The 25,128-nt window shown below is 64.8% G+C and carries 17 protein-coding genes; 11 read left to right on the plus strand and 6 right to left on the minus strand.

The window, feature by feature from the left end:
- Positions 1–50: 50 nt before the first annotated feature.
- Positions 51–1,007: an NAD(P)H-dependent flavin oxidoreductase gene (locus C0Z18_RS11505; protein ID WP_102645547.1), complete on the plus strand. Its 957-nt coding sequence runs from the start codon at positions 51–53 to the stop codon at positions 1,005–1,007.
- A 59-nt stretch (positions 1,008–1,066) separates the two neighbouring features.
- On the opposite strand, the gene icmF is transcribed toward C0Z18_RS11505, so the two are convergent.
- The 3 genes from icmF to C0Z18_RS32690 form a co-directional block, all read right to left on the minus strand.
- The gene (icmF, locus tag C0Z18_RS11510; RefSeq protein WP_102645548.1) at positions 1,067–4,456 is read right to left on the minus strand and encodes a fused isobutyryl-CoA mutase/GTPase IcmF; all 3,390 of its coding nucleotides are present in this window, start codon (positions 4,454–4,456) and stop codon (positions 1,067–1,069) included.
- Between the two features lie 145 nt (positions 4,457–4,601).
- A complete protein-coding gene (locus tag C0Z18_RS11515) occupies positions 4,602–5,708 on the minus strand; it encodes a porin (protein WP_102645549.1) in 1,107 nt (368 codons plus the stop codon).
- Positions 5,709–6,264: 556 nt separating this feature from the next.
- A complete protein-coding gene (locus C0Z18_RS32690) occupies positions 6,265–6,708 on the minus strand; it encodes a peptide-binding protein (RefSeq protein WP_146013995.1) in 444 nt (147 codons plus the stop codon).
- A gap of 333 nt (positions 6,709–7,041) precedes the next feature.
- Here C0Z18_RS32690 and C0Z18_RS11530 point away from each other — a divergent pair, with 333 nt between their 5' ends.
- The 9 genes from C0Z18_RS11530 (at position 7,042) to C0Z18_RS11570 (ending at position 16,995) form a co-directional block, all read left to right on the plus strand.
- Positions 7,042–8,049 (plus strand): bile acid:sodium symporter family protein, encoded by a 1,008-nt coding sequence (locus C0Z18_RS11530; protein ID WP_102645552.1) that lies wholly within the window; start codon positions 7,042–7,044, stop codon positions 8,047–8,049.
- Positions 8,050–8,424: 375 nt separating this feature from the next.
- Positions 8,425–9,693, plus strand: a complete 1,269-nt coding sequence (locus C0Z18_RS11535) for a GGDEF domain-containing protein (protein ID WP_102645553.1) — start codon at positions 8,425–8,427, stop codon at positions 9,691–9,693.
- A gap of 158 nt (positions 9,694–9,851) precedes the next feature.
- Entirely contained in the window at positions 9,852–11,723 is a 1,872-nt protein-coding gene (locus tag C0Z18_RS11540; RefSeq protein ID WP_102645554.1) for an EAL domain-containing protein, read from the plus strand.
- A gap of 166 nt (positions 11,724–11,889) precedes the next feature.
- Positions 11,890–12,921, plus strand: coding sequence for a LacI family DNA-binding transcriptional regulator (locus C0Z18_RS11545; RefSeq protein ID WP_102645683.1), 1,032 nt, complete (start codon positions 11,890–11,892; stop codon positions 12,919–12,921).
- 62 nt (positions 12,922–12,983) lie between these two features.
- Positions 12,984–14,300 (plus strand): AGE family epimerase/isomerase, encoded by a 1,317-nt coding sequence (locus C0Z18_RS11550; RefSeq protein WP_233217285.1) that lies wholly within the window; start codon positions 12,984–12,986, stop codon positions 14,298–14,300.
- Positions 14,301–14,311: 11 nt separating this feature from the next.
- Entirely contained in the window at positions 14,312–15,262 is a 951-nt protein-coding gene (locus tag C0Z18_RS11555; RefSeq protein WP_102645556.1) for a carbohydrate kinase family protein, read from the plus strand.
- Between the two features lie 131 nt (positions 15,263–15,393).
- Entirely contained in the window at positions 15,394–15,615 is a 222-nt protein-coding gene (locus C0Z18_RS11560) for a hypothetical protein (protein ID WP_102645557.1), read from the plus strand.
- Between the two features lie 57 nt (positions 15,616–15,672).
- The gene (locus tag C0Z18_RS11565) at positions 15,673–15,918 is read left to right on the plus strand and encodes a hypothetical protein (RefSeq protein WP_102645558.1); all 246 of its coding nucleotides are present in this window, start codon (positions 15,673–15,675) and stop codon (positions 15,916–15,918) included.
- Between the two features lie 57 nt (positions 15,919–15,975).
- Positions 15,976–16,995: an ion channel gene (locus C0Z18_RS11570; protein ID WP_102645559.1), complete on the plus strand. Its 1,020-nt coding sequence runs from the start codon at positions 15,976–15,978 to the stop codon at positions 16,993–16,995.
- 37 nt (positions 16,996–17,032) lie between these two features.
- Here the strand turns inward: C0Z18_RS11570 and C0Z18_RS11575 are convergent, their stop codons facing one another.
- Positions 17,033–17,554 (minus strand): cupin domain-containing protein, encoded by a 522-nt coding sequence (locus C0Z18_RS11575; protein WP_102645560.1) that lies wholly within the window; start codon positions 17,552–17,554, stop codon positions 17,033–17,035.
- 1,221 nt (positions 17,555–18,775) lie between these two features.
- On the opposite strand from C0Z18_RS11575, the gene C0Z18_RS11585 reads away from it, so the two are divergent.
- Positions 18,776–22,378 (plus strand): indolepyruvate ferredoxin oxidoreductase family protein, encoded by a 3,603-nt coding sequence (locus tag C0Z18_RS11585; RefSeq protein ID WP_102645562.1) that lies wholly within the window; start codon positions 18,776–18,778, stop codon positions 22,376–22,378.
- Between the two features lie 72 nt (positions 22,379–22,450).
- On the opposite strand, the gene C0Z18_RS11590 is transcribed toward C0Z18_RS11585, so the two are convergent.
- Complete coding sequence (locus tag C0Z18_RS11590) at positions 22,451–23,632, minus strand: branched-chain amino acid ABC transporter substrate-binding protein (RefSeq protein WP_102645563.1); 1,182 nt, start codon at positions 23,630–23,632, stop codon at positions 22,451–22,453.
- Positions 23,633–23,851: 219 nt separating this feature from the next.
- The gene (locus C0Z18_RS11595; RefSeq protein WP_102645564.1) at positions 23,852–25,126 is read right to left on the minus strand and encodes an EAL domain-containing protein; all 1,275 of its coding nucleotides are present in this window, start codon (positions 25,124–25,126) and stop codon (positions 23,852–23,854) included.
- Positions 25,127–25,128 lie beyond the last annotated feature (2 nt).

Raw genomic sequence — 25,128 nt, forward strand, 5'->3', positions numbered from 1 at the left:
TCGCCTATAATTCGAACGTTCGTTCTTTTAATGAAGAGGAGACACGCGTCATGGCCTTGCCTGCCGTCCTACAGAATTTGACGCTGCCTATCGTCGCGTCGCCGATGTTCATCGTCAGCTACCCCGAACTCGTGCTTGCGCAATGCAAGGCCGGGATCGTCGGCTCGTTCCCGGCTTTGAACGCGCGGCCCGCCGAATTGCTGGACGAATGGCTCACGCAGATGGGCGAGGCGCTGGACGCGCATCGCGCCGCGAATCCCGGCGCGCGGATCGGGCCGATTGCCGTCAATCAGATCGTGCATCAATCCAACGCGCGGCTCGAGCACGACGTGCGGGTTTGCGTCGATCATAAAGTGCCCATCTTCATCACGAGCTTGCGCGCGCCCGCCAAAGAGATCATCGATGCGGTCCATAGCTACGGCGGTATCGTGCTGCACGACGTCATCAACTTGCGCCACGCGCAGAAAGCGCTCGAAGCCGGCGTGGACGGGTTGATCTTGGTCGCGGCCGGCGCGGGCGGACACGCGGGTACGACTTCGCCGTTCGCGCTGGTCGGCGAGGTGCGGCGAATCTTCGACGGCCCCATCGTCCTGTCCGGCGCGATCGCCAACGGCGGGTCGATCCTCGCGGCGCAAGCGATGGGTGCCGATCTCGCTTACATGGGCACGCGCTTCATCGCGACCCGCGAAGCGCATGCGGTGGACGATTACAAGCGTGCGATCGTCAATGCGAGCGCGTCCGACATCGTCTACACGAACCTGTTCACGGGCGTACACGGCAACTACATTCGCGAGAGCATCGTCAACGCAGGGCTGGACCCCGATGCGCTGCCCGTCTCCGATAAGACGGCGATGAACTTCGCGAGCGACAAGGCGAAAGCGTGGAAAGACATCTGGGGCGCCGGTCAAGGCGTGGGCTTGATGGACGACGTCCCGAGCGTCGCCGAACTCGTCGAGCGGCTGAAGCACGAATACGATCAAGCGTGCGAGCGGCTGTCGTTGCGATGAGCGACGGCCGATAAGCCCAAGCGCAAGAGAAACGGGCGGCGAGCGCCGCCCTCGGCAGTTCACATGTTGCGCCGGTACTGTCCGCCCACTTCGAACAGCGCGTGCGTGATCTGCCCCAGGGAGCACACTCGCACGGCTTGCATCAAGGCCGCGAACACGTTCTCGCCCTCGAGCACGGCATGCCGCAGGCGCTCGAGCATCGGCCCTGCCTCGTTGCGATGCCGCTCCTGAAAGGCTGCCAGCCGTTCGAGCTGGCTGCGCTTTTCCTCGTGCGTCGAACGCGCCAGCGCGAGCGGCGCCTTCGCCTCCAACGCCTCATCGCCTACGAACGTGTTCACGCCGACGATCGGATATGAGCCGTCGTGCTTGCGATGTTCGTAGCGCATCGATTCGTCTTGGATGCGCCCACGCTGATAACCCGTTTCCATTGCACCGAGTACGCCGCCGCGCGCGGTCAGACGATCGAACTCGTCGAGCACGGCCGCTTCGACGAGATCGGTCAGTTCCTCGATGACGAAGCTGCCTTGATTCGGATTCTGATTCTTCGCGAGGCCCCACTCGCGATTGATGATGAGCTGGATCGCGATCGCCCGTCGCACCGATTCGTGCGTGGGTGTGGTGATGGCTTCGTCGAACGCGTTCGTATGCAGCGAATTGCAATTGTCGTAGACGGCGATCAGCGCCTGCAGCGTCGTGCGGATATCGTTGAATGCGATTTCCTGCGCGTGCAGGCTGCGGCCCGACGTCTGTATGTGGTATTTCAGCTTCTGACTGCGCTCGTTCGCGCCGTAACGCTCGCGCAGCGCCACGGCCCAAATGCGGCGAGCCACGCGGCCGAGTACGGTGTACTCGGGCTCCATGCCGTTGGAGAAGAAGAACGATAGGTTCGGCGCGAATTCGTCGATCCGCATGCCGCGCGCCAAGTAGGCCTCCACATAGGTGAACCCGTTCGCGAGCGTATAAGCGAGCTGCGTGATCGGGTTCGCGCCGGCCTCCGCGATGTGATAGCCCGAGATCGACACCGAATAGAAATTGCGCACGCCGTGCTCGATGAAATAGGCCTGCACGTCCCCCATCGTTTTCAAGCTGAACTCGGTGGAGAAGATACAGGTGTTTTGGCCTTGGTCCTCCTTCAGGATGTCCGCTTGCACGGTGCCGCGCACTTCGTTCAGAGCGCGCGCTCGCGTCTGCGCAAGTTCGGCCTCGGCCGGCTCGCGCCCTTGCGCCGTGCAATGCGCGCGCAATCGTTCGATCTGCTGATCGATCGCCGTGTTGAAGAACATCGCGAGGATCGTCGGCGCGGGGCCGTTGATCGTCATCGACACCGATGTCGCCGGATCGCACAGGTCGAAGCCGTCGTAGAGCGTCTTCATGTCGTCGAGCGTGGCGACGGAAACGCCCGAATTGCCGATCTTGCCGTAGATATCGGGCCGTTCGTCGGGGTCCTCGCCATAAAGCGTGACCGAATCGAAGGCCGTCGATAAACGCCGGGCCGGCATGCCTTCCGAGAGCATCTTGAAGCGCCGGTTCGTACGCGCGGGATCGCCCTCGCCCGCGAACATGCGCGTGGGGTCCTCGTTCTCGCGTTTGAACGGAAAGACGCCGGCCGTGAACGGAAAATAGCCGGGCAGGTTTTCGAGCATGAGCCAGCGCAGCGTCTCGCCGGGGTCCGCGAACTTCGGCAACGAGACCTTACGGATCGACGTGCCCGCAAGCGTCGTCGCGGTGAGCGGGGTGCGCAACGCGCGGCCGCGAATGGTGACGACGCGCTCATCGGCGGAGTATTCGGCCACCGTGCGCGGCCAGGCGTCGAGCAACGCGCGTTCGCGCGCACCGAGACGCGCATCGCGCGCGGCGATCAAGGCATCGAGGCGTGACGCGAGCGACGCGGAGGGGGAGTCCTTCTGTGCTGCCGGCGCTTGGGTTGGCGCTTGGTTTGGCGCTCCGTCCTCTTCGGCCGCCATGCGCTTGGCTTCCGCAAGCTGCCAACGCTCGCGCGCATGCCGCGACTGCTCGATCGCTCTCGCGCGGTAAGCGCGCACCGTGTCGGCAATCTCGGAGAGATAGCGGGCGCGAGCGGCGGGCACGATCGCGCCATCGGCAGGATCGTGATCAACGTCGGGCCGCGTCGAGCGCACGCTCGGCTCCGGCGCGGGCTCGGGCAAGCCGAATTCGCGCAGCGCGCCGGCGATGCGCCGGTAAAGCGCGGTGACACCGTCGTCGTTGAACCGTGAGGCGATCGTGCCGACGACCGGCATCGTCTCCGGCGCCTCGCCGAAGGCGCCGCGATTGCGTTGCATCTGTTTGGCGACGTCGCGCAGCGCGTCGAGCGCACCCGCGCGGTCGAACTTGTTGATCGCGACGAAATCGGCGAAGTCGAGCATATCGATTTTTTCGAGCTGACTCGCGGCGCCGAACTCCGGTGTCATCACGTAGAGCGAGCGATCGGCGACCTGTGCGATGGCGGCATCGCCCTGCCCGATCCCCGACGTCTCGACGATGACGAGATCGAAGCCGGCCGCCTTGCAAGCGGCGATCGCATCGGGGATGACGTCGGGCAGTTCGCTCGCCGCTTCTCGCGTGGCGAGCGAGCGCATGAAGACGCGCGGGCCGTGGCCCCACTCGGCGATCGCGTTCATCCGAATGCGGTCGCCGAGCAGCGCGCCGCCCGACTTGCGGCGCGACGGATCGACGGCGAGGATCGCGATGGAAAGCGCATCGCGAAAGTCCAACCGGAACCTTCGCACGAGCTCGTCGGTCAGCGACGACTTGCCCGCGCCGCCCGTGCCCGTCACGCCGAGTACCGGGACGCGCGATCTCGCACCGGCCCGCTCGGCCAAGGCCGCGTGAATCGAACCGTCCGTGCGGCCGTTCTCCAGCGCGGTGATCAGCTTCGCCAACGCGCGCCGCGGCTGCCGTGCATCGCCATCGATGGCAGCGAGCCATGCGTCCGCGCGCGTCTCGGCCGATGCATCGGCCCGCGCGGCGGCGCTTCGGCAGCGCGCGACCATATCGTCGATCATGCCTTGCAGGCCGAGTTGCTGTCCCGCCTGCGGCGAATAAAGACATTCGACGCCATAGCGCATCAACTCGCCGATCTCATCGGGAAGGATCACGCCGCCACCGCCGCCGAACACGGCGATGTGCTCGCCGCCCCCTTCGCGCAGCGCATCGACGAGATATTTGAAGTACTCGAGGTGACCGCCTTGGTAGCTCGATATCGCCACGCCGTCGGCGTCCTCGTCGAGCGCCGCGCGGGCGACTTCGGCGACTGACCGGTTATGGCCGAGATGGATGACTTCGACACCGCTTGCTTGCAAGATGCGGCGGACGATGTTGATGGCTGCGTCGTGCCCGTCGAAGAGCGCGGCGGCCGTGACGAAGCGCAAGCGGGGAGCCGGCGCCGCGCCCATGGCGCGGTGACCTTGCGGCGTGGAAAGATCGGTCATGGCTGAGCCTCTTGCACGCTTGCCGGCTGCGAAGCGGATGCTTGCAGTATAGGCAACGGGCGGCGAGGCTCGGTGCGCGCGCCAACGCGCACCGGTCAAGGCCGGGGCACGCCGCGGCCTTGCTGCAACGAAGCGAGCCGGTCGCTTAGAACTTCGCGCGAATCCCCGCGCCGACCGTTTGCCCCGTCGACAAGCTGCTCAACTTGTCGTTCATGTACGCGGCGTACAGATCCGTGCGCTTGGAGAGCGGATAGTCATAGCCGAGCGCCCACGTGCGGCGCGTCTGATCGAGACCGCCCGCATCGCGCGAGTATGCGAACGAAGCCATCACCGAGCCGGGGCCGACCGGCACCGTCACACCGCCCTGCCCGGTATTGACGTGCCAGCTACCGCCGGTGAGGGTGTCGTTCTTCGTGTACATGTACTGGCCGTAGAATTTCACGACCTTCAGATCGTAGCTCGCACCGAGCTGCGCGACGCTCTGGCTCTTGAACGGCACGATCGTACCGAAGGCCGGCACGTTCACGAGGTCGCCCGGGCTGTTGTTGAAGTTCACGTACTGGTAGACGCCGGTCGCCGCGAACGGACCATGGAAGTACAGGAATTGGGCGCTCCACTTCTTCGCCCCGTTGTTGCCCGCCTGGTTGCCGAGGCCGTACATGACGCTACCCGACAGGCCGTTGTAATCGGGCGTCGAGTACTGAACCGCGTTGTTCCAGCCCGAATCGCCGACCACGCCCATGTCGGTTCCGTACGTCGCCCCCGTCGGCGTAGCCGTGTTGCCGAGGTACACGTGATAGACCATCGGCGAGAACGTATACGAATCGATGAACGGATTGAACAGAATGGTCGAGACGAACAAGTGCGTCGTCAAACGCCCGGCCGTCACCGTGCCGTACGGCGATTGGATGCCGACGTAGGCATTGCGCGAGAAGAAGCTGTCGCCCGTGAAGCGCCCATAGTTGCCGTTTTGGGGGAGGAAGAAGTCCTCCAACGTGAAGACGGCTTTATAGCCGCCGCCGAGATCCTCCGAGCCCTTCAATCCCCAATACGACGTCGACATTCCGCCCCCGCCCTCGACCCACGAGCGCTGTCCGCCCGGGAATTGCTGCATCCCGACCCAAGTATCGACCTGGCCATAGAGTTGCACGCTCGATTGGGCATGCGCGCCCGTGCCTGCCGCTGCGGCAAAGGCAGCGACGGCGGCCATGCGAAGACTCGTTTTCAGCGCGCGGCTGACGGTGGCTTTCATAAGTTCTCCTGTCATTTGTCAGAAAAGTGATGCGTGCAAACCGCTTGCGGCGCTGTGGGTCGCCTGTTCGTTCGGGGGCGGACCCATCGTTACGGACCATATTTCCGGACAAAATTACGTCCGCTTATTGCCGGTATAGCGATTCGCTTAATCGTGCCGCATGCGAGGGCGCGCTTGCCCGTACCCGGTGCAACGGTGCAAATCGGTGCACGCGGGTGGCGCGCGGCAAACGGCCGGAAAGGCGCGCGGGCGCTCGCTCTCGGCCTTTGTTGCGGAAACAGGGGGGAATATGACGCACGAGTGCCGGACGACAAAATGTTTTCGTCCGAGGAGTGCTTCGCTGACGTTGGAAAACCGGGTTTAGGGTGCGAAAGTGTGGCGAATTTGCATCATCGGGTTCAGCGCGGTGGTTCGAGGGAGCGTCGTTCCGCTGTCGCGCGGGCGAGAGGGACCGGCCTCGTGCCCGCACGGGCGCGACGATCGATGGGCGCGCGCCGGCCGGTCGCGCCGCGCGCGTCGGATGCGGTGCGCGCATCAGTTGCGCATTAGTTGCGGATCAATTGCGATACAGGGACGGAGACGCGGGCGGCCTCGACTCCCGGGCATTGGGCGCGGGCGGCGCGCGATTGGCGCCGCGCTCCTCGTTGTAGCGGGCGATATCGGCCCGGATCGAGCCCGCCCGCAAATAGGCGGCGCCGCCCTCGCGCGCGAGCGTGCGCGCTTCGTCGCTGACGGGACGCAGCGGGATCGTCGCGGGCGCGACGATCGGGGCCGGCACCATCCGTGCGCCGCCATGTCCATAGGCGTCGGTCGACATCATGAACACGCGGCGTGCGGGGCGCCGAACGGGAGCCTGCATCGGATGCGCGGGTGCGCGCCAGAGCGGCACGCCGCGGGAGGGCGCGAGCCAGACGTCGCGGCCGTGCGGCGGCTGCGCGTGGGCGATCGAAGCCGCGAGCGTGCAAAGCACGACCGCCCCCCACCGCCCAACGATTTTCAACGCGCAATCCGCCATGATCGATGCACTCGCTTGCCCCCTACGGAAATGCCGTCGCGCACCGGCGCGCCGCACGCGCCTTCTTTACGGTCAGATAAATGGTGCTCCGTGGGAGCTCGAGGTGTAATTTATGGGCCGCCCAGCAAGGTGTCGAGGCAAAAAGTGTTAGGCGAGCGACGCCGTTGTAACTCGGTGTTACGGTGGCCCTTTGTCGCTTCACGCCCATTCATGCGACTATTTCGCAGTGCCGCAAAATTCGATTACCTTCCCTATTTTCCGCTTTGATTTTTCTTGCCCTCGGGCATTCGTTCATTCCGCGATAACGAGAAGTAGCTCATGCGTCGTCTTCCCTTTCTGATTCCCGACAATTTCACCCTTGCGCTGGTCGGCACGGTCGTCTTGGCGACCCTGCTCCCGTGCAAAGGCGCCGCCGCCGTGGCCGTCAATTGGGTGACCAACGTGGCGATCGGCTTGCTGTTCTTTCTGCACGGCGCGAAACTCTCGCGCGAGGCGGTACTGGCCGGCGCCATGCATTGGCGCCTGCACGCCGTCGTGCTGCTCAGCACGTTCGCGATGTTTCCGCTGCTCGGGCTCGCGATGAAGCCGCTCGTTGCGCCGCTCGTCACGCCGGCGCTCTACACGGGCATCTTGTTTCTCTGTACGCTGCCCTCGACCGTTCAATCCTCGATCGCGTTCACCTCGATCGCGCGAGGCAACGTGCCGGCCGCCGTGTGCAGCGCGTCGGCGTCGAGCCTGCTCGGCATCTTTCTCACACCGGCGCTCGTGAGCATCGTGGTCACGAACCACGCCGCCACGACGGGCTCGGGCTGGCATACCGTCGGCGCCATCGTCATGCAGTTGCTGGTACCGTTCCTAGCCGGTCAACTGTTGCGGCCGGTGATCGGCGCGTGGGTCGATCGCAACCGGGGACTGCTGCGTTTCGTCGACCAAGGTTCGATCCTGCTCGTCGTCTATACGGCGTTCAGCGAGGCCGTCAACGAAGGGCTTTGGCACCATCTACCGCTACCCGCGCTCGCGGGGCTCTTCCTCGTCAACGCGCTGCTGCTCGCCGCGGCGCTCGCCATCACGACGTTCACGAGCCGCCGGCTCGGATTCAACCGCGAAGATCGAATCACCATCATTTTTTGCGGCTCGAAGAAGAGCCTCGCATCGGGAATCCCGATGGCCAAGGTTATTTTCGCGTCCCACGCCGTGGGCGCCGTCGTGTTGCCGCTCATGCTGTTTCACCAGATGCAGTTGATGGTGTGCGCAGCGCTGGCCCAGCGCTGGGCGCGCGACACGCAGGCCGAGCGCGCGGAACCCGTAGCCGCGGAGCCACGCTGACGCCGTCGCGCGCCGCCGCTCTTTTGCATTGGCATTGAAAGCCTAGTAATCGAGATCGAAAGGCGATTACCCGCGAGGGAGTTTCAGCGCGAGAAATCGCCCGCACGAAAAAGCAAACGTTTGCAGGTTTGAATGACCCTCGGAATTACGTTCGACCGGCCCGTCGAAAATGCTTCGAGGGCGTGCTCGGCATTTGCCGCCACCCGGCTCCACCGGTCAAAAAGACGCGATACGCGGACAGGCGGCCTTCCGCCGCTCATAAATCTTCTTAAAATCATTCCGCGCGGCTTTTAGCGCTATTAGAATGGCGCGACGATACGGGGTGCCATAAGCTTTTCCGTCGATGCCGAAATTGCACGTCCAAGCGAGACAATAATGAACAGCGAGGATAGATCCAACGACGTTCGCCATGAGGCGGCGTCGCGCCGCATGCGGCGCGTCCGGGGGCAGCGCGCCAAGACCATCGAGGCGCCGGAAGATGCGCATTCGTTCGAAGACTACGCCGCCCATCGCCTTTGGTCTTTCCTCTGCGCGCAACTCGCCACGGCGCTCGTCGGCTACGTGGTGCTCGTAGCCGGCGACGCCTGGCTCGATAAGCAACGCATGGCACCCGCCGCGCTCACGAGCGCATTGCCGGCGCTACCGATGGCGCTGGCCCTCGTCGTCGCTTGGAGCAAAGGCAGCGGACTGCGCGCGAGCCTCGCCGCGCTGGCCTTCATCGCCTCGCTCGAGGCCGGCATCGTCTTACACGCGCTGCAATGGGGCGACGGCATGCTGATCGTGCTGCCCGCCTTCGTGCTGATCCCGCTCACGTTTAGTCCGGTGCTGCTGCGCGGTTGGGATTTCCCCGCCGCGGCCGTGCTCGCCCTGGCGGGACCGCTCGCCCTCGTGGCGATTAGCCAGCCCTCGGCCGTCGAGCAGTTCGGCGTCGTGCTCTCGATGTTCATCGCCATCTCCACGAGCCTCGTCACGAACCTGTTCGCGCTTCGCTCTCAGAAAAAGAGCTTCCGGCTCGAACGTCAATTGCGTGCGTTCGCCGACATCGACGAGCTCACTCAGCTTCCGCGCCGGCGCCGCGTGTTCGAACTCGGACGCCGCATCTTGCTGCGCGCCGAGCGCGTCGCGCAGCCTTTTTCGGTGCTCTATATCGATGCCGACCATTTCAAGGCCGTCAACGACCGTTTCGGCCACGACGCGGGCGACCGCGCCTTGCAACTGATCGCGCAGCATATCCAGCACAGCATGCGCCCGAGCGACGTCGCCGGACGCTTCGGCGGCGAGGAGTTCGTCGTGTTGCTGCCCGGCACGGACCAGCACGACGCGGCTCGCGTGGCCGAACGGTTGCGGCGTCGCATCGAGGATTGGCGTCAATTCGAGGTCGCGTTGACGATCAGCGTGGGCGTCGCGCAGCACGTGCGCGGCGAGGCGATCGAGCGCGTGATCCGGCGGGCCGACACGGCGCTCCTCGATGCAAAAGGAAGCGGGCGCAATCGCGTGGTCATCGCGGAACGCCCGGTCGAGGCGGCCGCCCCGCGCAAAGAGGCCGAGGCGATGGCGAAGACCGAGCGCGTGCGCGAACCTGCGCGAGCCGACGCCGCCAACGACTCGCTCGCCAAGCCGGAGCGCGAGCCGTTGGCCGACTGACGCGCAATCGTGCCGTGCTGGGCCCGTCACGGGCGCCACGGCTCGGCGCGCGGCCGAAAGCACCACATCGGTGCATCGCTTCATCGAAAATTCATTCAATTCTCAAGCATCGCGGTCGATAAGCCGAATGTCCAATCATTCCGGCTTGTTGTCCCGTCATGTCTTTGAGCCCGTCATCGCAGCTCGGCCAGCCGTCCGTCGCCCAGTTGATCGCCCGGCGCACGCTTAACGCCGTCTTCCAGCCGATCGTCGACTTCGACGGAGGCACCATTCTCGGTTACGAAGGGCTCATCCGCGGCCCCGCCGGCTCCCCGCTCGAATCGCCGGGCGCGCTGTTCGCGCAGGCGGCTCGCGAAGGGCTATCGGTCGCCCTCGAGCACGCGGCCGCTCGCAGGTGCATCGATGCGTTCGCGAGCCTCGGATGCGAGGGAAAGCTATTTTTGAATTTCAGCGCGGAGGCGCTCGTCGCGCTCGGGGAAACGCGCGAACGCACGATCGCCTGGCTCCAGCGGCGCGGACTCGGCGTCGAGAGGATCGTGCTCGAGTTGACCGAGCAATGCGCGATCGCCGACGTCGCCGCCTTCGCCCCCGCCGTCAATGCGTTGCGCGAGACGGGCATCCAATTCGCGCTCGACGATTACGGCACGGCCAACGCGAGCATGAACCTGTGGGTGCGCTTGCAGCCCGACGTCGTCAAGATCGATCGCTTCTTCATTCACGACATTGCCAACGACCCGCTCAAATTCGAAGCCGTGCGCGCCATGCAGCATTTCGCCGGCGCAAGCGGCGCGAGACTCGTGGCGGAGGGTATCGAGAACGCGGCGGATCTGATCGTCGTGCGCGACATGGGCATCGCGCTGGGCCAAGGATTCTTCATCGGCCGCCCCGCCACGCAAGCGTCGCGCGAATTCACCCAAGGCGCGCGCGACGCGCTCGGCGCGGGGCATATCGCCGTCTTCCCCGGCGCCACGCGCACGCCCGTGGCCGCTTCGCCCTCGGGCGGAATGGCCGCCGCGAAGATGATCGTCACCGCACCGGCGCTCCCGATGAGCGCGACGAACAACGACGTGCTCGAACTGTTCAACCGCCTGCCGACACTGCATGCCGTCGCCATCGTAGAGAACGAGCGCCCCGTCGCCCTGATCAACCGGCGCAGTTTCATGGATCGCTACGCGCTGCCCTACCACCGCGAACTATTCGGCAAGCGGCCTTGCATGCTGTTCGCCAATGCCTCGCCCGTCATTATCGAGAAATCGATGACGGTCGAGCAGATGGCCAAACTGCTCGCGAGCGACGATCAGCGTTATCTCGCGGATGGCTTCGTCATCACCGACGAGGAGCGCTACGTCGGCCTAGGCACCGGGGAATCGCTCGTCAGGGCGGTGACGGAGGTGCGTATCGAGGCTGCGCGCTATGCCAATCCCTTGACGTTCCTCCCCGGCAACATCCCGATCAGTTCGCATATCGCGCGCCTCGTCGAGCATCGGGCCGGGTTCTATGCATGCTACGTCGATCTGAACCATTTCAAGCCGTTCAACGACCGCTACGGCTACTGGCAAGGCGATGAAGTGCTGAAGTTCGCGGCGGCCGTGCTCGCCGACGTCTGCGATCCCACGCGCGACTTCCTCGGCCACGTGGGCGGCGACGATTTCCTCGTCCTGTTTCAGAGCGACGACTGGGCGGAGCGCGTCGCCCGGGCGTTGCGCGCGTTCGATACGGGCGCCTTGCGCTTTTACGCCGACGAAGATCGCGCCGCGGGCGGCATCCACGGCGAGGACCGGCGCGGCAACCCCTCGTTCTTCAGCTTCGTGACGATGGCGATCGGCTGCGTGCGCGTAACGCCCCGCGCACGGCACCAGGTGCATTACGGCAGCGAGGAGATCGCCTCGGTGGCGGCACTCGCCAAACATCGGGCCAAGAAAGAGGCAAGCGGCTTTTTCGTGATCGATCTCGAGGAAGGCGCGGCGCAACTCCATTTGCACGAAGCGGCGGGAACGGCACGCCTTCAACATGCGAGCGTGCTCGACTGAGCCGGCTCGCCAAAACGGCGTTTAGCATTTTTTACTAAACATATTTTCGTTGTGCATCCCTTACCGATTCAACGTTTAAGGTGAATTCCTAGGCGTTGAACGGGCGGTCGTACGTCGTTTTTACTATACAATTGGCCGCATTCTTTCACCTTGAATGCGAGCGACGATGGCGACCACGATTCGCGACATTGCCCGAGCGGCGAACGTGTCGATCGGCACCGTCTCGCGCGCGCTGAAAAATCAGCCGGGACTGTCCGAAGCCACGCGGCTGCGGATCGTCGAAACGGCGCAGCGGCTCGGATACGATGCGGCGCAACTGAGACCGCGCATTCGGCGCCTCACGTTCTTGCTGCATCGCCAGCACAACAACTTCGGCGCGAGCCCGTTCTTTTCTCACGTTCTTCACGGCGTGGAGGATGCGTGCCGCGCGCACGGCATCGTGCCGTCGCTGTTGACGGCGGGCCCGACCGAGGACGTGACCGAACAGTTGCGCTTGCATGCGCCCGATGCGATCGCGGTGGCGGGCTTCGTCGAACCGGAAACGCTCGCGGCCGTTGCCGCGATGCAGCGCCCGCTCGTGTTGATCGACTTGTGGGCCCCCAATATGCGCTCGGTCAACCTCGACAACGCCGAAGGGGCGGCACTCGCGATGCGGCACCTGTTCGCGCTCGGCCGCCGGCGCGTCGCCTTCATCGGCGGCTCGCTCGCGCACTACAGCATCGCGCAGCGCGCGCTCGGCTATCGGCGCGCCTTCTTCGAGGCCGGCCTGCTGTTCGATCCGTCGCTCGAGACGTCGATCGATGCGCATCTGCCGCCCGACGAAGGCGCGGCGCTGGCGATGCAGCGGCTGTTGGACGCGCACGGCCCGGAGCACAGGCCCAATGCCGTGTTCGCCTATAACGACGTGGCGGCGCTCGCCGCCATGCGCGTCGCGCTCGCGCGCGGCTTGCGCGTGCCCGAGGACATCGCTTTCGTCGGCTTCGACGACATCCCCGCCGCCGCGCACGCCACGCCGGCACTCACCACGATCGCGATCGACAAGGAAGCGCTCGGCGCGCGCGGGGTTCAAATGCTGTTGGAGGACACGCCCGGCGAGTTGACGGTGCGCCTGCCCGTAAGGCTCGTGGTGCGAGCCAGCACGGCCGGCGCACGCGACCCGCTCGGTACGGCCAGTATTGAATCGGAAACCACATCATGACGAAGCTTCCCAACGCCTCTCGAAGCCCCAAACCGGCCGCCGGCGCCGTTCATACGAACGCGATGGTGCCGCCCGTCGACGACTTCCGCGATCGCGCGTTCCTGCTGGAGCACGTGGCCGATACGTTGGCGTTCTACGCGCCGACGGTTCACGATCCGTCGGGCGGGTTCTTCCATTACTTCAAGGACGACGGCAGCGTCTATAACCGCACCTCGCGCCACCTGGTGAGCAGTTGCCGCTTCGTCTTCAATTACGCGATGGCGTACCGCCACTTCGGCGATCCGCAATACCTCGAATACGCGCGCCATGGGCTCGCGTTCATGCGCGATGCGCACTGGGACGCCGAGCATCGCGGATATGACTGGGAAATCGAGTGGCGCAATCGCGAAAAACGCACGATCGACGGTACGCGGCATTGCTACGGCCTGGCGTTCGTGCTGCTCGCGCAAGCCCATGCCGCAATGGCGGGCATCGAAGAGGCGCGGCTGCAAATCGCCGAAACCTTCGAATTGATGGAGCGCCGCTTCTGGGACCCCGCCGCCGGGCTGTATGCCGATGAAGCGACCCCCGACTGGCATGTCTCCACCTATCGCGGACAAAACGCGAACATGCACACGACCGAGGCACTGCTCGCCGCCTACGAGGCGACGGGCCACCTGGTCTACCTCGATCGCGCCGAACGTGTCGCGACGAATATCACCGAACGTCAAGCCAAGCTGTCGCACGGGCTCGTTTGGGAGCACTTCCACGCGGATTGGTCGGTCGATTGGCATTACAACGAGGAAGATAGCTCGAACATCTTCCGTCCTTGGGGATTTCAGCCGGGCCATCAAACGGAATGGGCCAAGCTGCTCTTGATCCTCGAACGTCACCGGCCGCTGCCGTGGCTCTTGCCGCGCGCGGTGGAGCTCTTCGACGCGGCGCTGACGCACGCATGGGACGACGAACACGGCGGCCTGTGCTACGGCTTCGGTCCCGACGGCAAGATCTGCGACCACGACAAGTACTTTTGGGTCCAGGCGGAAACGCTCGCCACCGCCGCCCTGCTCGGGCACCGCACGGGCAGCGAACGCTTCTGGGATTGGTACGACGAGATTTGGAGCTATAGCTGGACGCATTTCGTCGACCATCGCTATGGCGCCTGGTATCGCATCCTCACGTGCGACAACCGCAAGTACAGCGACGAGAAGAGCCCGGCCGGCAAGACCGACTACCACACGATGGGCGCGTGCTACGAAGTGCTCCACGCGCTCGGCGCGAGAAGCGAAGACGCGAGCGAGCCGCCTGCCGCACCGATCGCGACGCGAGGCAACGGCATGGACGCCGCGGCCGGCGCGTGGACGAACGGCAGCGGCGGCAATCTTTCGAACCGGGCTTGAACGGACAACCTATGCAAACGAGAACCGCAGCGACCCCGGAGCCGGCAACAAGCGGCGTGACGCGCTCGGGCTTCCCGCAATTCGTCAGCGCGGGCGACATCTTGACCGATCTCGTCCGCACGGACGGCGCGCACTGGATCGCGCATCCGGGCGGTGCGGGCTGGAACGTCGCGCGCGCGGTGGCGCGGCTGGGCTTGCCCACCGCTTTTGCCGGCTCGATTGGCACCGATTGCTTTTCCGACGAGTTGTGGCGCGCGAGCGAGGCCGCGGGCCTGGATCTGCGCTTCCTTCAGCGCGTGGATCGCGCCCCGTTGCTGGCAATCGTGCACGAAACGCACCCGCCCGCCTACTTCTTCATCGGCGATGCCAGCGCCGACCTCGCGTTCGATCCCGAATCGCTACCTGAAGGCTGGATCGGCGCCGCGCGCTGGGCGCACTTCGGCGGCATCAGTCTCGCCCGCGCCCCTTTGAGCTCGACGCTGGCTACCTTGGCGGCCGATTTGCGCGCGCAAGGCGTACGCATCAGCTTCGATCCGAATTATCGGAATCTGATGGAGCACGGCTACCGGCCGATGCTCGAAACGATGACCGCGCTCGCGCACCTGATCAAGGTTTCCGACGAAGACTTGCGCTGTCTGTTCGGGACCGATGAGGACACGGCGCTCGAGCAGTTGCGCGCGATGAATCGCGACGCCACCGTGCTCGTGACGCGCGGCGCGGGACCCGCCACCTTGATCACGCCCGGCGAGACGATCGCGGCGATGCCGCCGCGCATCGAAGTGGTCGATACCGTCGGCGCGGGCGATGCGTCGATCGGCGGTTTGCTCTTTAGCCTCATGCAGCGGCCACAGCAGCCCTGGCGCGACCATTTGGCGTTCGCGCTAGCGGCGGGTGCGGCGGCATGCCGCCATGCGGGTGCCCATTCGCCGACGCTCGACGAGGTCGTCGCACTCCTGCCATAGACGCGGTTCATGCTCGATGACGGCCCATTCGGCACGCCAGGCACGCCAGGCGCGCCCGGGCCGTCATACGAACCGCTAGTGCGCCAACGGCGTGCTAGCATGAATTCATGCGTCCGAACGGGAGCGCGAACATGGAAGAGCTCACCTACACCAAAGGTATCTACACGGCCAGGCCCGGCGTGCAAGCGCTCGACGACGGCCGGTTCCAGGGCGTCGTCCAGTTGGCGCGCGACGACGCGACCGAGCCCGAGACGATGCTCTACGAAGTCAAAGGCGCTAGCGCCACCGTGACGGAAGCATTGGAGGAAGCCAAAGCGCTCGCGCACCAAATCCTTGGCGAAATCGAGCTGTAGCCTCGTCGCAAGCGCCCCGAGCCCATTCGGAACAGATTCGGAATAGGGAGGATCAAGATGGCCGAAGAGCAATTCATCTACGGTGTCTATTCGATCCATGTGCGGCCGATCGAACTCGAAGGTTCGCGCTGGGACGCCGAGTACGAGATACGGCATCAAGACAAGCCCGTGCAACGCTGGACGACGGTCGGCGGCGATGCCGGCTACGAAAATCCGGCCGAGGCGATCGAGCACGCGCATCGTCGAGCCGTCGCCGACCTGGAAAACGGCGCCGGTGTGCCCAAACCGCGAGCGTTCCCGTAGTCGCGCGCCGTGTCCGTGCATGCTACGCTGCGCCGTTCACGACGACGCGCCGCCGAAATGCACTCCAAGACGCCCCCGTTCTCCGACCTGCCGGACCTCGACGACTCCGCGAAGAGCGACGCTGCGCCGCGCGTGCCGCGTTCGCCGCATCGGCGGCTCGCGCCGAAGCGCCGCGCGCCCGGCGGCAAGGGCGGCCGTCTTCTACGCACGGGCTCGGGCACCATCGTCACGCACGGTATGCCCGATCGAACGCGGCTCGATCTCTATCACCGCGCGCTGACGGCCCGGTGGCCGGTGTTCTTCGCCTCGCTCGCCGGTTTCTTCGTTCTATTGAACGCTTTCTTTGCCGTGTTGTATTCGCTGGGCCACGCACCCATCGCGAATCAATCGCCAGACGGTTTTCTAGGCGCGTTCTTTTTCAGCGTCGAGACGCTCGCGACGGTCGGCTATGGCGACATGCATCCGCAGACGGTCTATGCGCATGCGGTCGCCTCGCTTGAAATCTTCACGGGGATGTCGAGCATCGCGTTGGCCACGGGCCTGATCTTCGTGCGCTTTTCGAGGCCGCGCTCGCGCATCATCTTTTCGCGCAACGCCGTGGTATGTCCGCTCGACGGACGCCCCACGCTCATGTTGCGCGCCGCGAACGCGCGGCAAAACGTCATCGTCGAAGCGAAAGCGCGGTTGCGGCTGATGCGCCACGAGACGAAGCCGGAAGGTTACACGCTGTGGCGAATCATCGATCTGAAGCTGGTGCGCGAACAGCATCCGATCTTCATGCTCGGCTGGAACCTCATGCACGTGATCGACGAATCGAGCCCGCTGTACGGCGAGACGGCCGAAAGCCTGGCCGCCTGCGAAGCTTCGTTGATGCTGATGATCGAAGGCGCCGACGAGTGGACGACGCAAACCATGTACGGACGCCATACGTGGGGCCACGAAGATATCCGCTGGCGGCATCGCTTCGCCGATTTGCTGCGCGACGACGAGGAAGGCGTCACGCACATCGACTATTCGAAGTTCGATACGCTGCAGCCGCTCGGCGAATCGGGCGGGGCGTCGAGCGACTTGGGCTAATCGGCCGGGCCCTTTTTCGCCACGGTGCGGCTAGCGGCTACTCTCCGCCCTTGCCGGCCGAGCGAGCTTTTCGCACGAGATCGGGCAAGCCGTCGTGCGCGCCCATCTCGCGTTCGGGCCAATCGAGCCAACGGTCGGGCCGCGTCGCCTCGTGGGCCTCGTTCCGCGGGTAGCGAATGCGGTTCTCGGCCTTGGCCGGCTCACCCACCACGATCAACCGCACCTCGCTTTCCGTGTTGTTGATGAACGTATGGCAGATGCCCGTCCCGGCGGGAAAACCGACGGCGTCGCCGGGCGCCAACCGGTGCAAGTGCCCGTCTATCCAGGCGTCGGGCGTACCTTCGAGCACGAAAACGAACTCCTCCTCCGCGCTCTCGGCATGCGGGTACGAGGTCCGGCGCCCGGGCAACAAACGCACGTGATGAATGCCGATACGCGTGAGCCCGAGCTTCGCCGCGAGCGGTGCGCCGATCGCCATGAGTTCGGTGTCGTTCCTGTAATGGGCGTTGTCTTCGCCCTCGAGTTCGGTCCAGTGCCGGATAAAGCTCGGACGTTCCATTCGGTTTCTCCGCGGGAAATGTCCGCCATTGTTCGCAGGAATTCGAATGGCGTGCAATAGGCGTGCGCGGAAGGGCAAAAAAAAGACGCGCGCAAAAAAGCGGCGTCCTTTTCGAGATTGGGTGTGACCCGCGAACTCAGGGCCACAGACTGACCTAGATCCGTACACCGGCACGTGGGTCCGGGAGAGGGATGGGTAGGGCTGCCTAGCCAGTATATCTGATTTTTTCGCTAGACCGTCCGTGTACGCCCAGGACCGATAACAATGCACCTTCTCCGTCAGCCGGCTACGAGCCGACAAAACAAGCATGAATTGGAACGATTTCGAAACGGCGTTCTCGCCCGCGCGCGTAGGGCGTTACAAGTCTAGGTACCGAAGCGACGAGTCGCAAGCGATGACGGCATACTTGCACAACCTATGGATCAGTGAGTCGTTAACTCCATTTTTCTCCACCGTTGAGATCGCCCTTAGAAATTCAATGCATAGGCAACTGAGCGCCCATTTCGGACGAGCCGACTGGTGGGATTCGTGGGCCGGCAACCGGGCCCACCAGGGGCAATTCGACCGCGTTCAAGCGGCCTATTCGAAGCTCCGGCGCCGCCGGGAGCCTGCGACAGCCGATAAAGTTGTCGCGGAACTCACTTTCGGCTTCTGGGCAACGCTACTGAATGTAGAGTTTCAACATAGCCTGCGGTCCCCGCTTCGCAAAGCGTTTCCGCACTGCCCTAAGCCGGAGCGGCAACTTCGGACCATTTCGGCCCACGTCAATACGCTCCGAGACGTGCGTAATCGAGCATTTCACCATGAGCCCGTCCTTTGGCTAGCGCCGGACGTCGATACCGTCTACACAAACGGGCTAAAGCTGGTGTCATGGATTCACGGACCGTTGGAAACATGGCTCGTCAATCTCAGTCGGGTCCGTGCGACATGGACCGATTGGAAACGCGCGGAAGCCGGCTTCGCGGTGCGCAATGCGCGGAAATCCGCGCCGCACGCGACATAGCGGCACACGCAGCGCCACTACCGAGAAAGGTTTCCCTCCGATCTCGTCCCTTGCGCGCATAAATCACCTCGCCCACTGGCCGGTGCAGGTCAGATAGCAAAAATCCTCCCCCTCCGAAGCGAAAGAATAGATCCTTCGCAACCCCGAGCCGCGTCATATCGTCATCGGCCCGCCGTCGACATCGCAAGGGGTAAAAAAGGGATGAAGGAGACACAACCATGACCGCCCGCCTGCCCATCGACGGCACGCCTGCTCTATCCGAGTACAAGCTCACCGACAATCTGTCCGCCACGCGCGGCCGGATCTTCCTCACCGGCACCCAGGCGCTCGTGCGCATCTTGCTCGCGCAGCGCGATCTCGACCGCGCGCAAGGCTTGAACACGGCCGGATTCGTGAGCGGCTACCGCGGCTCGCCCCTCGGCATGGTCGATCAGCAGATGTGGAAAGCCAAAAAGCTGCTCGATGCGGCCGATGTGCGCTTCCTGCCCGCCATCAACGAAGAGCTCGGCGGCACCGCCGTACTCGGCACGCAGCGCGTCGAAGCCGATCCCGAACGCACCGTCGACGGCGTATTCGCCATGTGGTACGGCAAGGGTCCCGGCGTGGATCGCGCCGGCGACGCCTTGAAACACGGCAATGCCTATGGCTCGTCGCCGCATGGCGGCGTACTGGTGGTCGCGGGCGACGATCATGGTTGCGTGTCGTCCTCGATGCCGCATCAAAGCGATTTCGCGATGATGGCCTGGCACATGCCGATCGTGAACCCGTCGAATATCGCAGACATGCTCGAGTTCGGCGCCTACGGCTACGCACTCTCGCGCTTTTCGGGTGCCTGGGTCGGCTTCAAGGCCATCTCGGAGACGGTCGAATCGGGTTCCACCGTCGATCTCGATGCACTGACGACGCACTGGCCCGTCCCCGGCGATTTCGCGCCGCCACCCGGCGGCCTGCATAACCGCTGGCCCGATCTGCCGAGCCTCACCATCGAAGCGCGCCTCGCGGCAAAGCTCGAAGCCGTGCGCCTATTCGCCCGCACGAACAGCATCGACAAATGGGTGGCGGCGAGCCCGCGCGCCGACGTCGGCATCGTCACCTGCGGCAAGGCCCACCTCGATTTGATGGAAGCGCTGCGGCGGCTCGATCTGACGGTCGCCGATCTCGATGCGGCCGGCGTGCGCATCTACAAGGTCGGACTCTCGTTCCCGCTCGAGACGACGCGCCTCGATACGTTCGTCGAAGGCCTGAAAGAAGTACTCGTGATCGAGGAGAAAGGCCCCGTCATCGAGCAGCAGATCAAAGACCATCTGTACAACCGCGCCGCGCAAGCGCGCCCCGCCGTGATCGGCAAGCACGACGCGCAAGGCGCCCCGCTGCTCTCCGCGCTCGGCGAGCTGCGCCCCTCACGCGTGTTGCCGGTATTCGCCGAATGGCTCGCGCGCCATAAGCCTGCGCTCGACCGGCGCGAGCGCGTCGTCGATCTCGTCGCGCCTACTATCTTGTCGAACGCCGCCGACAGTGTGCGCCGCACGCCGTACTTCTGCTCGGGCTGCCCGCACAACACGTCCACCAAAGTGCCCGAGGGCTCGATCGCCCATGCCGGGATCGGCTGCCATTTCATGGCCTCGTGGATGGATCGGGGCACGACAGGCCTCATTCAAATGGGCGGCGAGGGCGTGGACTGGGCGTCGCATTCGATGTTCACCAAGACCCGGCACGTCTTTCAAAACCTCGGCGACGGCACCTACTTCCATTCGGGCATCCTCGCGATCCGGCAAGCCGTAGCCGCGAAAACGAACATCACCTACAAGATTCTCTATAACGACGCCGTCGCCATGACGGGCGGGCAGCCCGTGGACGGCAGCATCTCCGTGCCGCAAATCGCCCGGCAAGTAGAAGCCGAAGGCGTCTCGCGTTTCGTGGTCGTATCGGACGAGCCCGAGAAGTACGACGGCCATCACGGCCTGTTCCCGAAGGGCACCACGTTCCATCATCGGCGCGAACTCGACGCCGTCCAACGCGAGTTGCGCGAAACATCGGGGGTGACGGTGCTCATCTACGATCAAACATGCGCCGCCGAGAAACGCCGCCGCCGCAAAAAAGGCGAATTCCCCGACCCGGACAAGCGCCTTTTCATCAACGAGCAAGTCTGTGAAGGCTGCGGCGACTGCGGCGTGCAATCGAATTGCCTTTCCGTGGAACCCATCGAAACGCCGCTCGGACGCAAGCGCCGTATCGATCAATCGTCGTGCAACAAGGACTTCTCCTGCGTCAACGGCTTTTGCCCGAGCTTCGTCACGATCGAAGGCGGCAAGCTGAAGAAAGCAGCGGGCGCGGCCTTCGACGAAGCGGCGCTCGAGCGGTGCGTTCAAAACCTGCCGGTGCCGCAAGCGGGCCTCGATGCGGCACCGTACGACATCCTCGTCACGGGCGTAGGCGGTACGGGCGTCGTGACGGTCGGCGCGTTGATCAGCATGGCTGCTCACCTAGAAGGCAAGAGCGCCTCCGTGCTCGACTTCATGGGCTTTGCGCAAAAGGGCGGCTCGGTGCTCTCGTTCGTGCGGTTCGCGGCGCGCGACGAATGGCTCAATCAAGTGCGCATCGACACGCAGCAAGCCGACGTGCTGCTCGCTTGCGACATGGTCGTGGGCGCCAGCGCCGACGCGCTGCAAACGGTGCGCCACGGCCGCACGCGCATCGTCGTCAACACGCATGCGATCCCGAACGCCTCGTTTGTCGGCAACCCCGACGCCGACCTGCACGCCGACGCGCTCGTGGACAAGATGCGCCACGCCGCCGGTGCCGAACGCATGTCGAGCTGCGACGCGCAGGCACTCGCCGCCAAGTTCCTCGGCGACACGATCGGCGCGAACATCCTCATGCTCGGCTTCGCCTGGCAACTCGGTCTCGTGCCCGTCTCGCACGCAGCCCTGATGCGCGCGATCGAGTTGAACAACGTCGCGGTGCCGATGAACAAACTGGCCTTCGCGGTCGGCCGTCTCGCAGCCGGCGCACCCGATGCGCTCGAAGCCCTATGGGCCGAACGCCATGCCGCGCGTACGGCACGGGCAACCGGCGAGCAGCCGGAAGCGGCCCTCGACCTCGATGCGCTGATCGCGGATCGTGAGACGCGTCTTGCCGCGTACGGCGGCGCGCGTTACGTCGAGCGCTATCGCGCGCTCGTCAACGCCGCACGCGAGGCCGATCGCCGGGTAGCCGGCGCGAACGTCGCCCGCGCCGTGGCGGCCACGTTCTATCGATTGTTGGCGGTCAAGGACGAATACGAGGTGGCACGGCTGCACACCGACGGCGCCTTGCGCGCCGCGCTGGAGGCCCAGTTCGAAGGCACCGCCGGCAAGGACTTCACGGTGAAATTCAATCTCGCCCCGCCTGCGCTCTCGAAAGCCCGCGCAGGTCAAGTCCCGAGCAAGAAGACGTTCGGCGCATGGATGTGGCCGGTGCTCGGCATGCTCGCGAAATGGCGCGGTTTGCGCGGCACGGCGCTCGATCCGTTCGGCCGCACCGTCGAGCGCCGCATGGAGCGCGCGCTCGCGAACGACTACGAGGCGACGATGCTACGCGCCCTTGCGCTGCTCGATGCCGTCAATGCCGACGACGTGGCCGCGCTTGCCGCGCTGCACGCGAAGGTGCGCGGCTACGGTCACGTCAAGCTGCGCAACCTCGCCGGCGTCAAACGCGCCGAGCGCGAGGCCGCGACGCGGCTAGGCCTGGAGGCGGCCACGAGCGCGGCCGTGCAGCAAGCCCTCGACGAAATGAAAGGTGCCGGTTCGCTGCGCGGCATTCCCGTCGTGCTCGCCAAGTAAGCCGCCTCGCGGCACTCGATCGAAGGCGGGTCGCGCTTTTATACGGCGCGACCCGCTTCGTGTCGAAGCCGCTTACTTCGGCGTCACCCAGTTTCCGTTGGCGTCGAGCTCGCGGTAAGCCTTGAAGTCCGGACCGTCCGCAATCACGGCCATATAAACCGCCTTGCTGCGGTCGCCCTTCTCGTTAAACGTGATGTCGCCCGTCGCGCCCTTGAAACCCGACACCTTGTGCAAGGCGGCCACGATATCCTCGCGCTTCGTCGAGTTGGCCGCGGCAATCGCCTTGGCCGTCACCGACACCGCATCGTACTCGTAGATCGAGTACGGTCCGGGAACCGCATCGGCGCCATAGGCCTTCTTGTAGTCGGCAACGAAACGCCGCGCCTTGGCGCCGCTCAAAAACTGCGGCAGCGGCGCCGTGGTGCAGATCATCCCTTTGGCGGCCGAACCGGCCGATCGTATCAACGTCGGATCGGTCGTCCCGTCTCCGCCCATCACGTATTTGACGGGCAATTTCAATTGCCTCACGTCCTTCGCGATCAGCGCGGCCTCGGGATAGTAGCCGGTGTAGTAGACGACATCCGGCTTGAGCGCGCCGACGTTCTTCGCCACCTCGGCATAGTCCATTTGTCCCGGCGTCACCGCGTCGTCATACACCACCTCGACGCCCTCTTTCTTCAACGCCTGAACCGTGTTCTCGGCCAAGCCCTTCGAATAGGTGGTGTTGTCGTTGACGACGGCAACGGATTTCGCATGCAACACTTCTTTCATGAACTTCGCGGCGAACGGGCCTTGCTCATCGTCCCGGCCGATCGTTCGAAACGCTTCGCTCCAGCCTTTTTCGGTCAACTCGGGGTTCGTCGAGGCATCCATGACAAAGGCCAGACCCGCGCCGTGAAACACGCGCAACTCGGGCAACGCCGCGCTCGAGCAATAGCCGCCCGCCACGGCCACCACGCCTTTTTGAACGAGCGCTTGCGCGGCGGTGGCCGCGGCGTCCGCATCGCACTTGTCGTCTTCGCTCACGAGTTCGATTTTCTTGCCGAGCACGCCGCCCTTCGCATTGATATCGGCGGCCGCGAGTTGCGCGCCGTTCAAAATGTCCTTGCCGGCCCGCGAGTAGCTGCCCGAAAGCGGCGCGGGTACACCGATCTTGATCGTGCCTTGGTCTTGCGCATGCGCAGCGCCCGGGGCGATCGCGACCGTCGATACCGCGAGAATGAGCGCCGCTAGCGGCGAATGCCGAACCATCATGTCTGTGCTCCTTTTGCTTTTTTTTCAATGAGAGCGCGTCTCGGCCGGTGCCGCAGCAAGCATCGAGGGGGCGCGGCGCGCATATCGCAGGTAGCAATACGCGCGCCGCGCGCAGTCGGAAGACGGGATGCCGATCGCGCCTACCCAGATGATAGGCGCGCAGACGGACAGATCAAGCCACCGCCGGAGGGACCCGGCGGCGCTTCGGTGCGGCCAGGCTCAGCTTTCGGGCTCGTTGAGCCAGTCGATATCGCCGCACAGTACGCAAAGGCGTTCGCCGATACGCACGGCCATCGACAGCGTTACGCAAGGTAGCGCTTCGTTGATCGACAGGTAGGGCTTGGTCGCATGAATGCGGTCGGGCGACTCCATGGCCGCATTGAAATATGGCCGGCGCATCCAGTTCGCGCCTTGCGCATCGGCCACGGGTAAAAAGCGCGCTTCATGGCCCGCGCGATCGGCGCGCAGCACGACATTGCGCCCGGCCTGCCGGCCATTCTCGTCGAGTAGAAAGCAGCGCGCCGCATGATCGAGCGCCAGAAAATTCCAGCACACTTCCTCGAGCGGCTCGCCTTGCGCCAGCCGCTCGCCGGCCCGTCCGAAAGCATGCAAGTACGGCGCGAGCCGGTTCGCGCGCAGCCGCTCGCGCGCCGCGCTGTGCTCGCGATGCCGCTGCGCCAGCGCCGCGATCCGGTCGCCCGCATAGGCGCTGTCCGCCGTGCCCGGACTCGGGCGTCCGAAGTGAAAGCCCTGGACGAAATCCGTATCGCACGAGAAGGCGAGTTGCGCCTCGTGCTCCGTCTCTACACCTTCGATGAGCACGAGCTTGCCCGCTTCGTGCAGCATCGATACGAAGCCCGGCAGGATCGCCGCCGCTTCGGTGCGATGCGCCGCTTGCGACAGCATCATGCGATCGACCTTCACGATGTCGGGATCGAGTTGCCAGATCCGCTCGAGATTCGAATCGCCTGCGCCGAAATCGTCGAGCGCGATCAAGAAGCCTTGCTCTCGGAACAGGCGCGCCTCCTCGGCGAGCTTATCGAAATCCTCGGCGCGCACGGCCTGCAACTCGATCACGATACGGCGCGGCGACAACTGCAAGCGCTCGAGATGCGCGCGAAACGCCGCCGCATGATACGAGTCCGCCAATGCGCCGGGGTGAACGTTCAAAAACAGCCACTCACGCTCGGCTTTCAATGCCTTGAAGTTCTCCAGATGCAGCGACTGGGCGAGGCGATCCACATAGTGCAACTCGCCTTGCCGCGCCGCATCGCCGAACACATCGAGCGGCGGCACCGGCCGATCGAAGATGTCGTGCGCGCGCAGCAAGCCCTCGTAACCCACGGCTCGCAGGTGCGACAGACTGAAGATCGGCTGAAACACGCTGGTGAGCGTGAGGTCTCGATGGCGTAGCGCGTAGCGCTGCTGGCCGGATGTGACGTCCGACTCGAGCGCGAGCCCGGCGGCCGTGTCCTCGCGAACGGGCGTCACCATGG

The sequence above is a fragment of the Trinickia dabaoshanensis genome, assembly GCF_002879885.1.
Lineage (GTDB): Bacteria > Pseudomonadota > Gammaproteobacteria > Burkholderiales > Burkholderiaceae > Trinickia > Trinickia dabaoshanensis.

Coding starts and splice junctions, on each gene's coding strand:
- C0Z18_RS11515 (WP_102645549.1), bottom strand. CDS start 5,708: ATGAAAGCCACCGTCAGCCGCGCGCTGAAAACGAGTCTTCGCATGGCC.
- C0Z18_RS11560 (WP_102645557.1), top strand. CDS start 15,394: ATGGAAGAGCTCACCTACACCAAAGGTATCTACACGGCCAGGCCCGGC.
- C0Z18_RS11550 (WP_233217285.1), top strand. CDS start 12,984: ATGGTGCCGCCCGTCGACGACTTCCGCGATCGCGCGTTCCTGCTGGAG.
- C0Z18_RS11545 (WP_102645683.1), top strand. CDS start 11,890: ATGGCGACCACGATTCGCGACATTGCCCGAGCGGCGAACGTGTCGATC.
- C0Z18_RS11585 (WP_102645562.1), top strand. CDS start 18,776: ATGACCGCCCGCCTGCCCATCGACGGCACGCCTGCTCTATCCGAGTAC.
- C0Z18_RS11595 (WP_102645564.1), bottom strand. CDS start 25,126: ATGGTGACGCCCGTTCGCGAGGACACGGCCGCCGGGCTCGCGCTCGAG.
- C0Z18_RS11505 (WP_102645547.1), top strand. CDS start 51: ATGGCCTTGCCTGCCGTCCTACAGAATTTGACGCTGCCTATCGTCGCG.
- C0Z18_RS11575 (WP_102645560.1), bottom strand. CDS start 17,554: ATGGAACGTCCGAGCTTTATCCGGCACTGGACCGAACTCGAGGGCGAA.
- C0Z18_RS11535 (WP_102645553.1), top strand. CDS start 8,425: ATGAACAGCGAGGATAGATCCAACGACGTTCGCCATGAGGCGGCGTCG.
- C0Z18_RS11540 (WP_102645554.1), top strand. CDS start 9,852: ATGTCTTTGAGCCCGTCATCGCAGCTCGGCCAGCCGTCCGTCGCCCAG.
- icmF (WP_102645548.1), bottom strand. CDS start 4,456: ATGACCGATCTTTCCACGCCGCAAGGTCACCGCGCCATGGGCGCGGCG.
- C0Z18_RS11530 (WP_102645552.1), top strand. CDS start 7,042: ATGCGTCGTCTTCCCTTTCTGATTCCCGACAATTTCACCCTTGCGCTG.
- C0Z18_RS11565 (WP_102645558.1), top strand. CDS start 15,673: ATGGCCGAAGAGCAATTCATCTACGGTGTCTATTCGATCCATGTGCGG.
- C0Z18_RS11555 (WP_102645556.1), top strand. CDS start 14,312: ATGCAAACGAGAACCGCAGCGACCCCGGAGCCGGCAACAAGCGGCGTG.
- C0Z18_RS11590 (WP_102645563.1), bottom strand. CDS start 23,632: ATGATGGTTCGGCATTCGCCGCTAGCGGCGCTCATTCTCGCGGTATCG.
- C0Z18_RS11570 (WP_102645559.1), top strand. CDS start 15,976: ATGCACTCCAAGACGCCCCCGTTCTCCGACCTGCCGGACCTCGACGAC.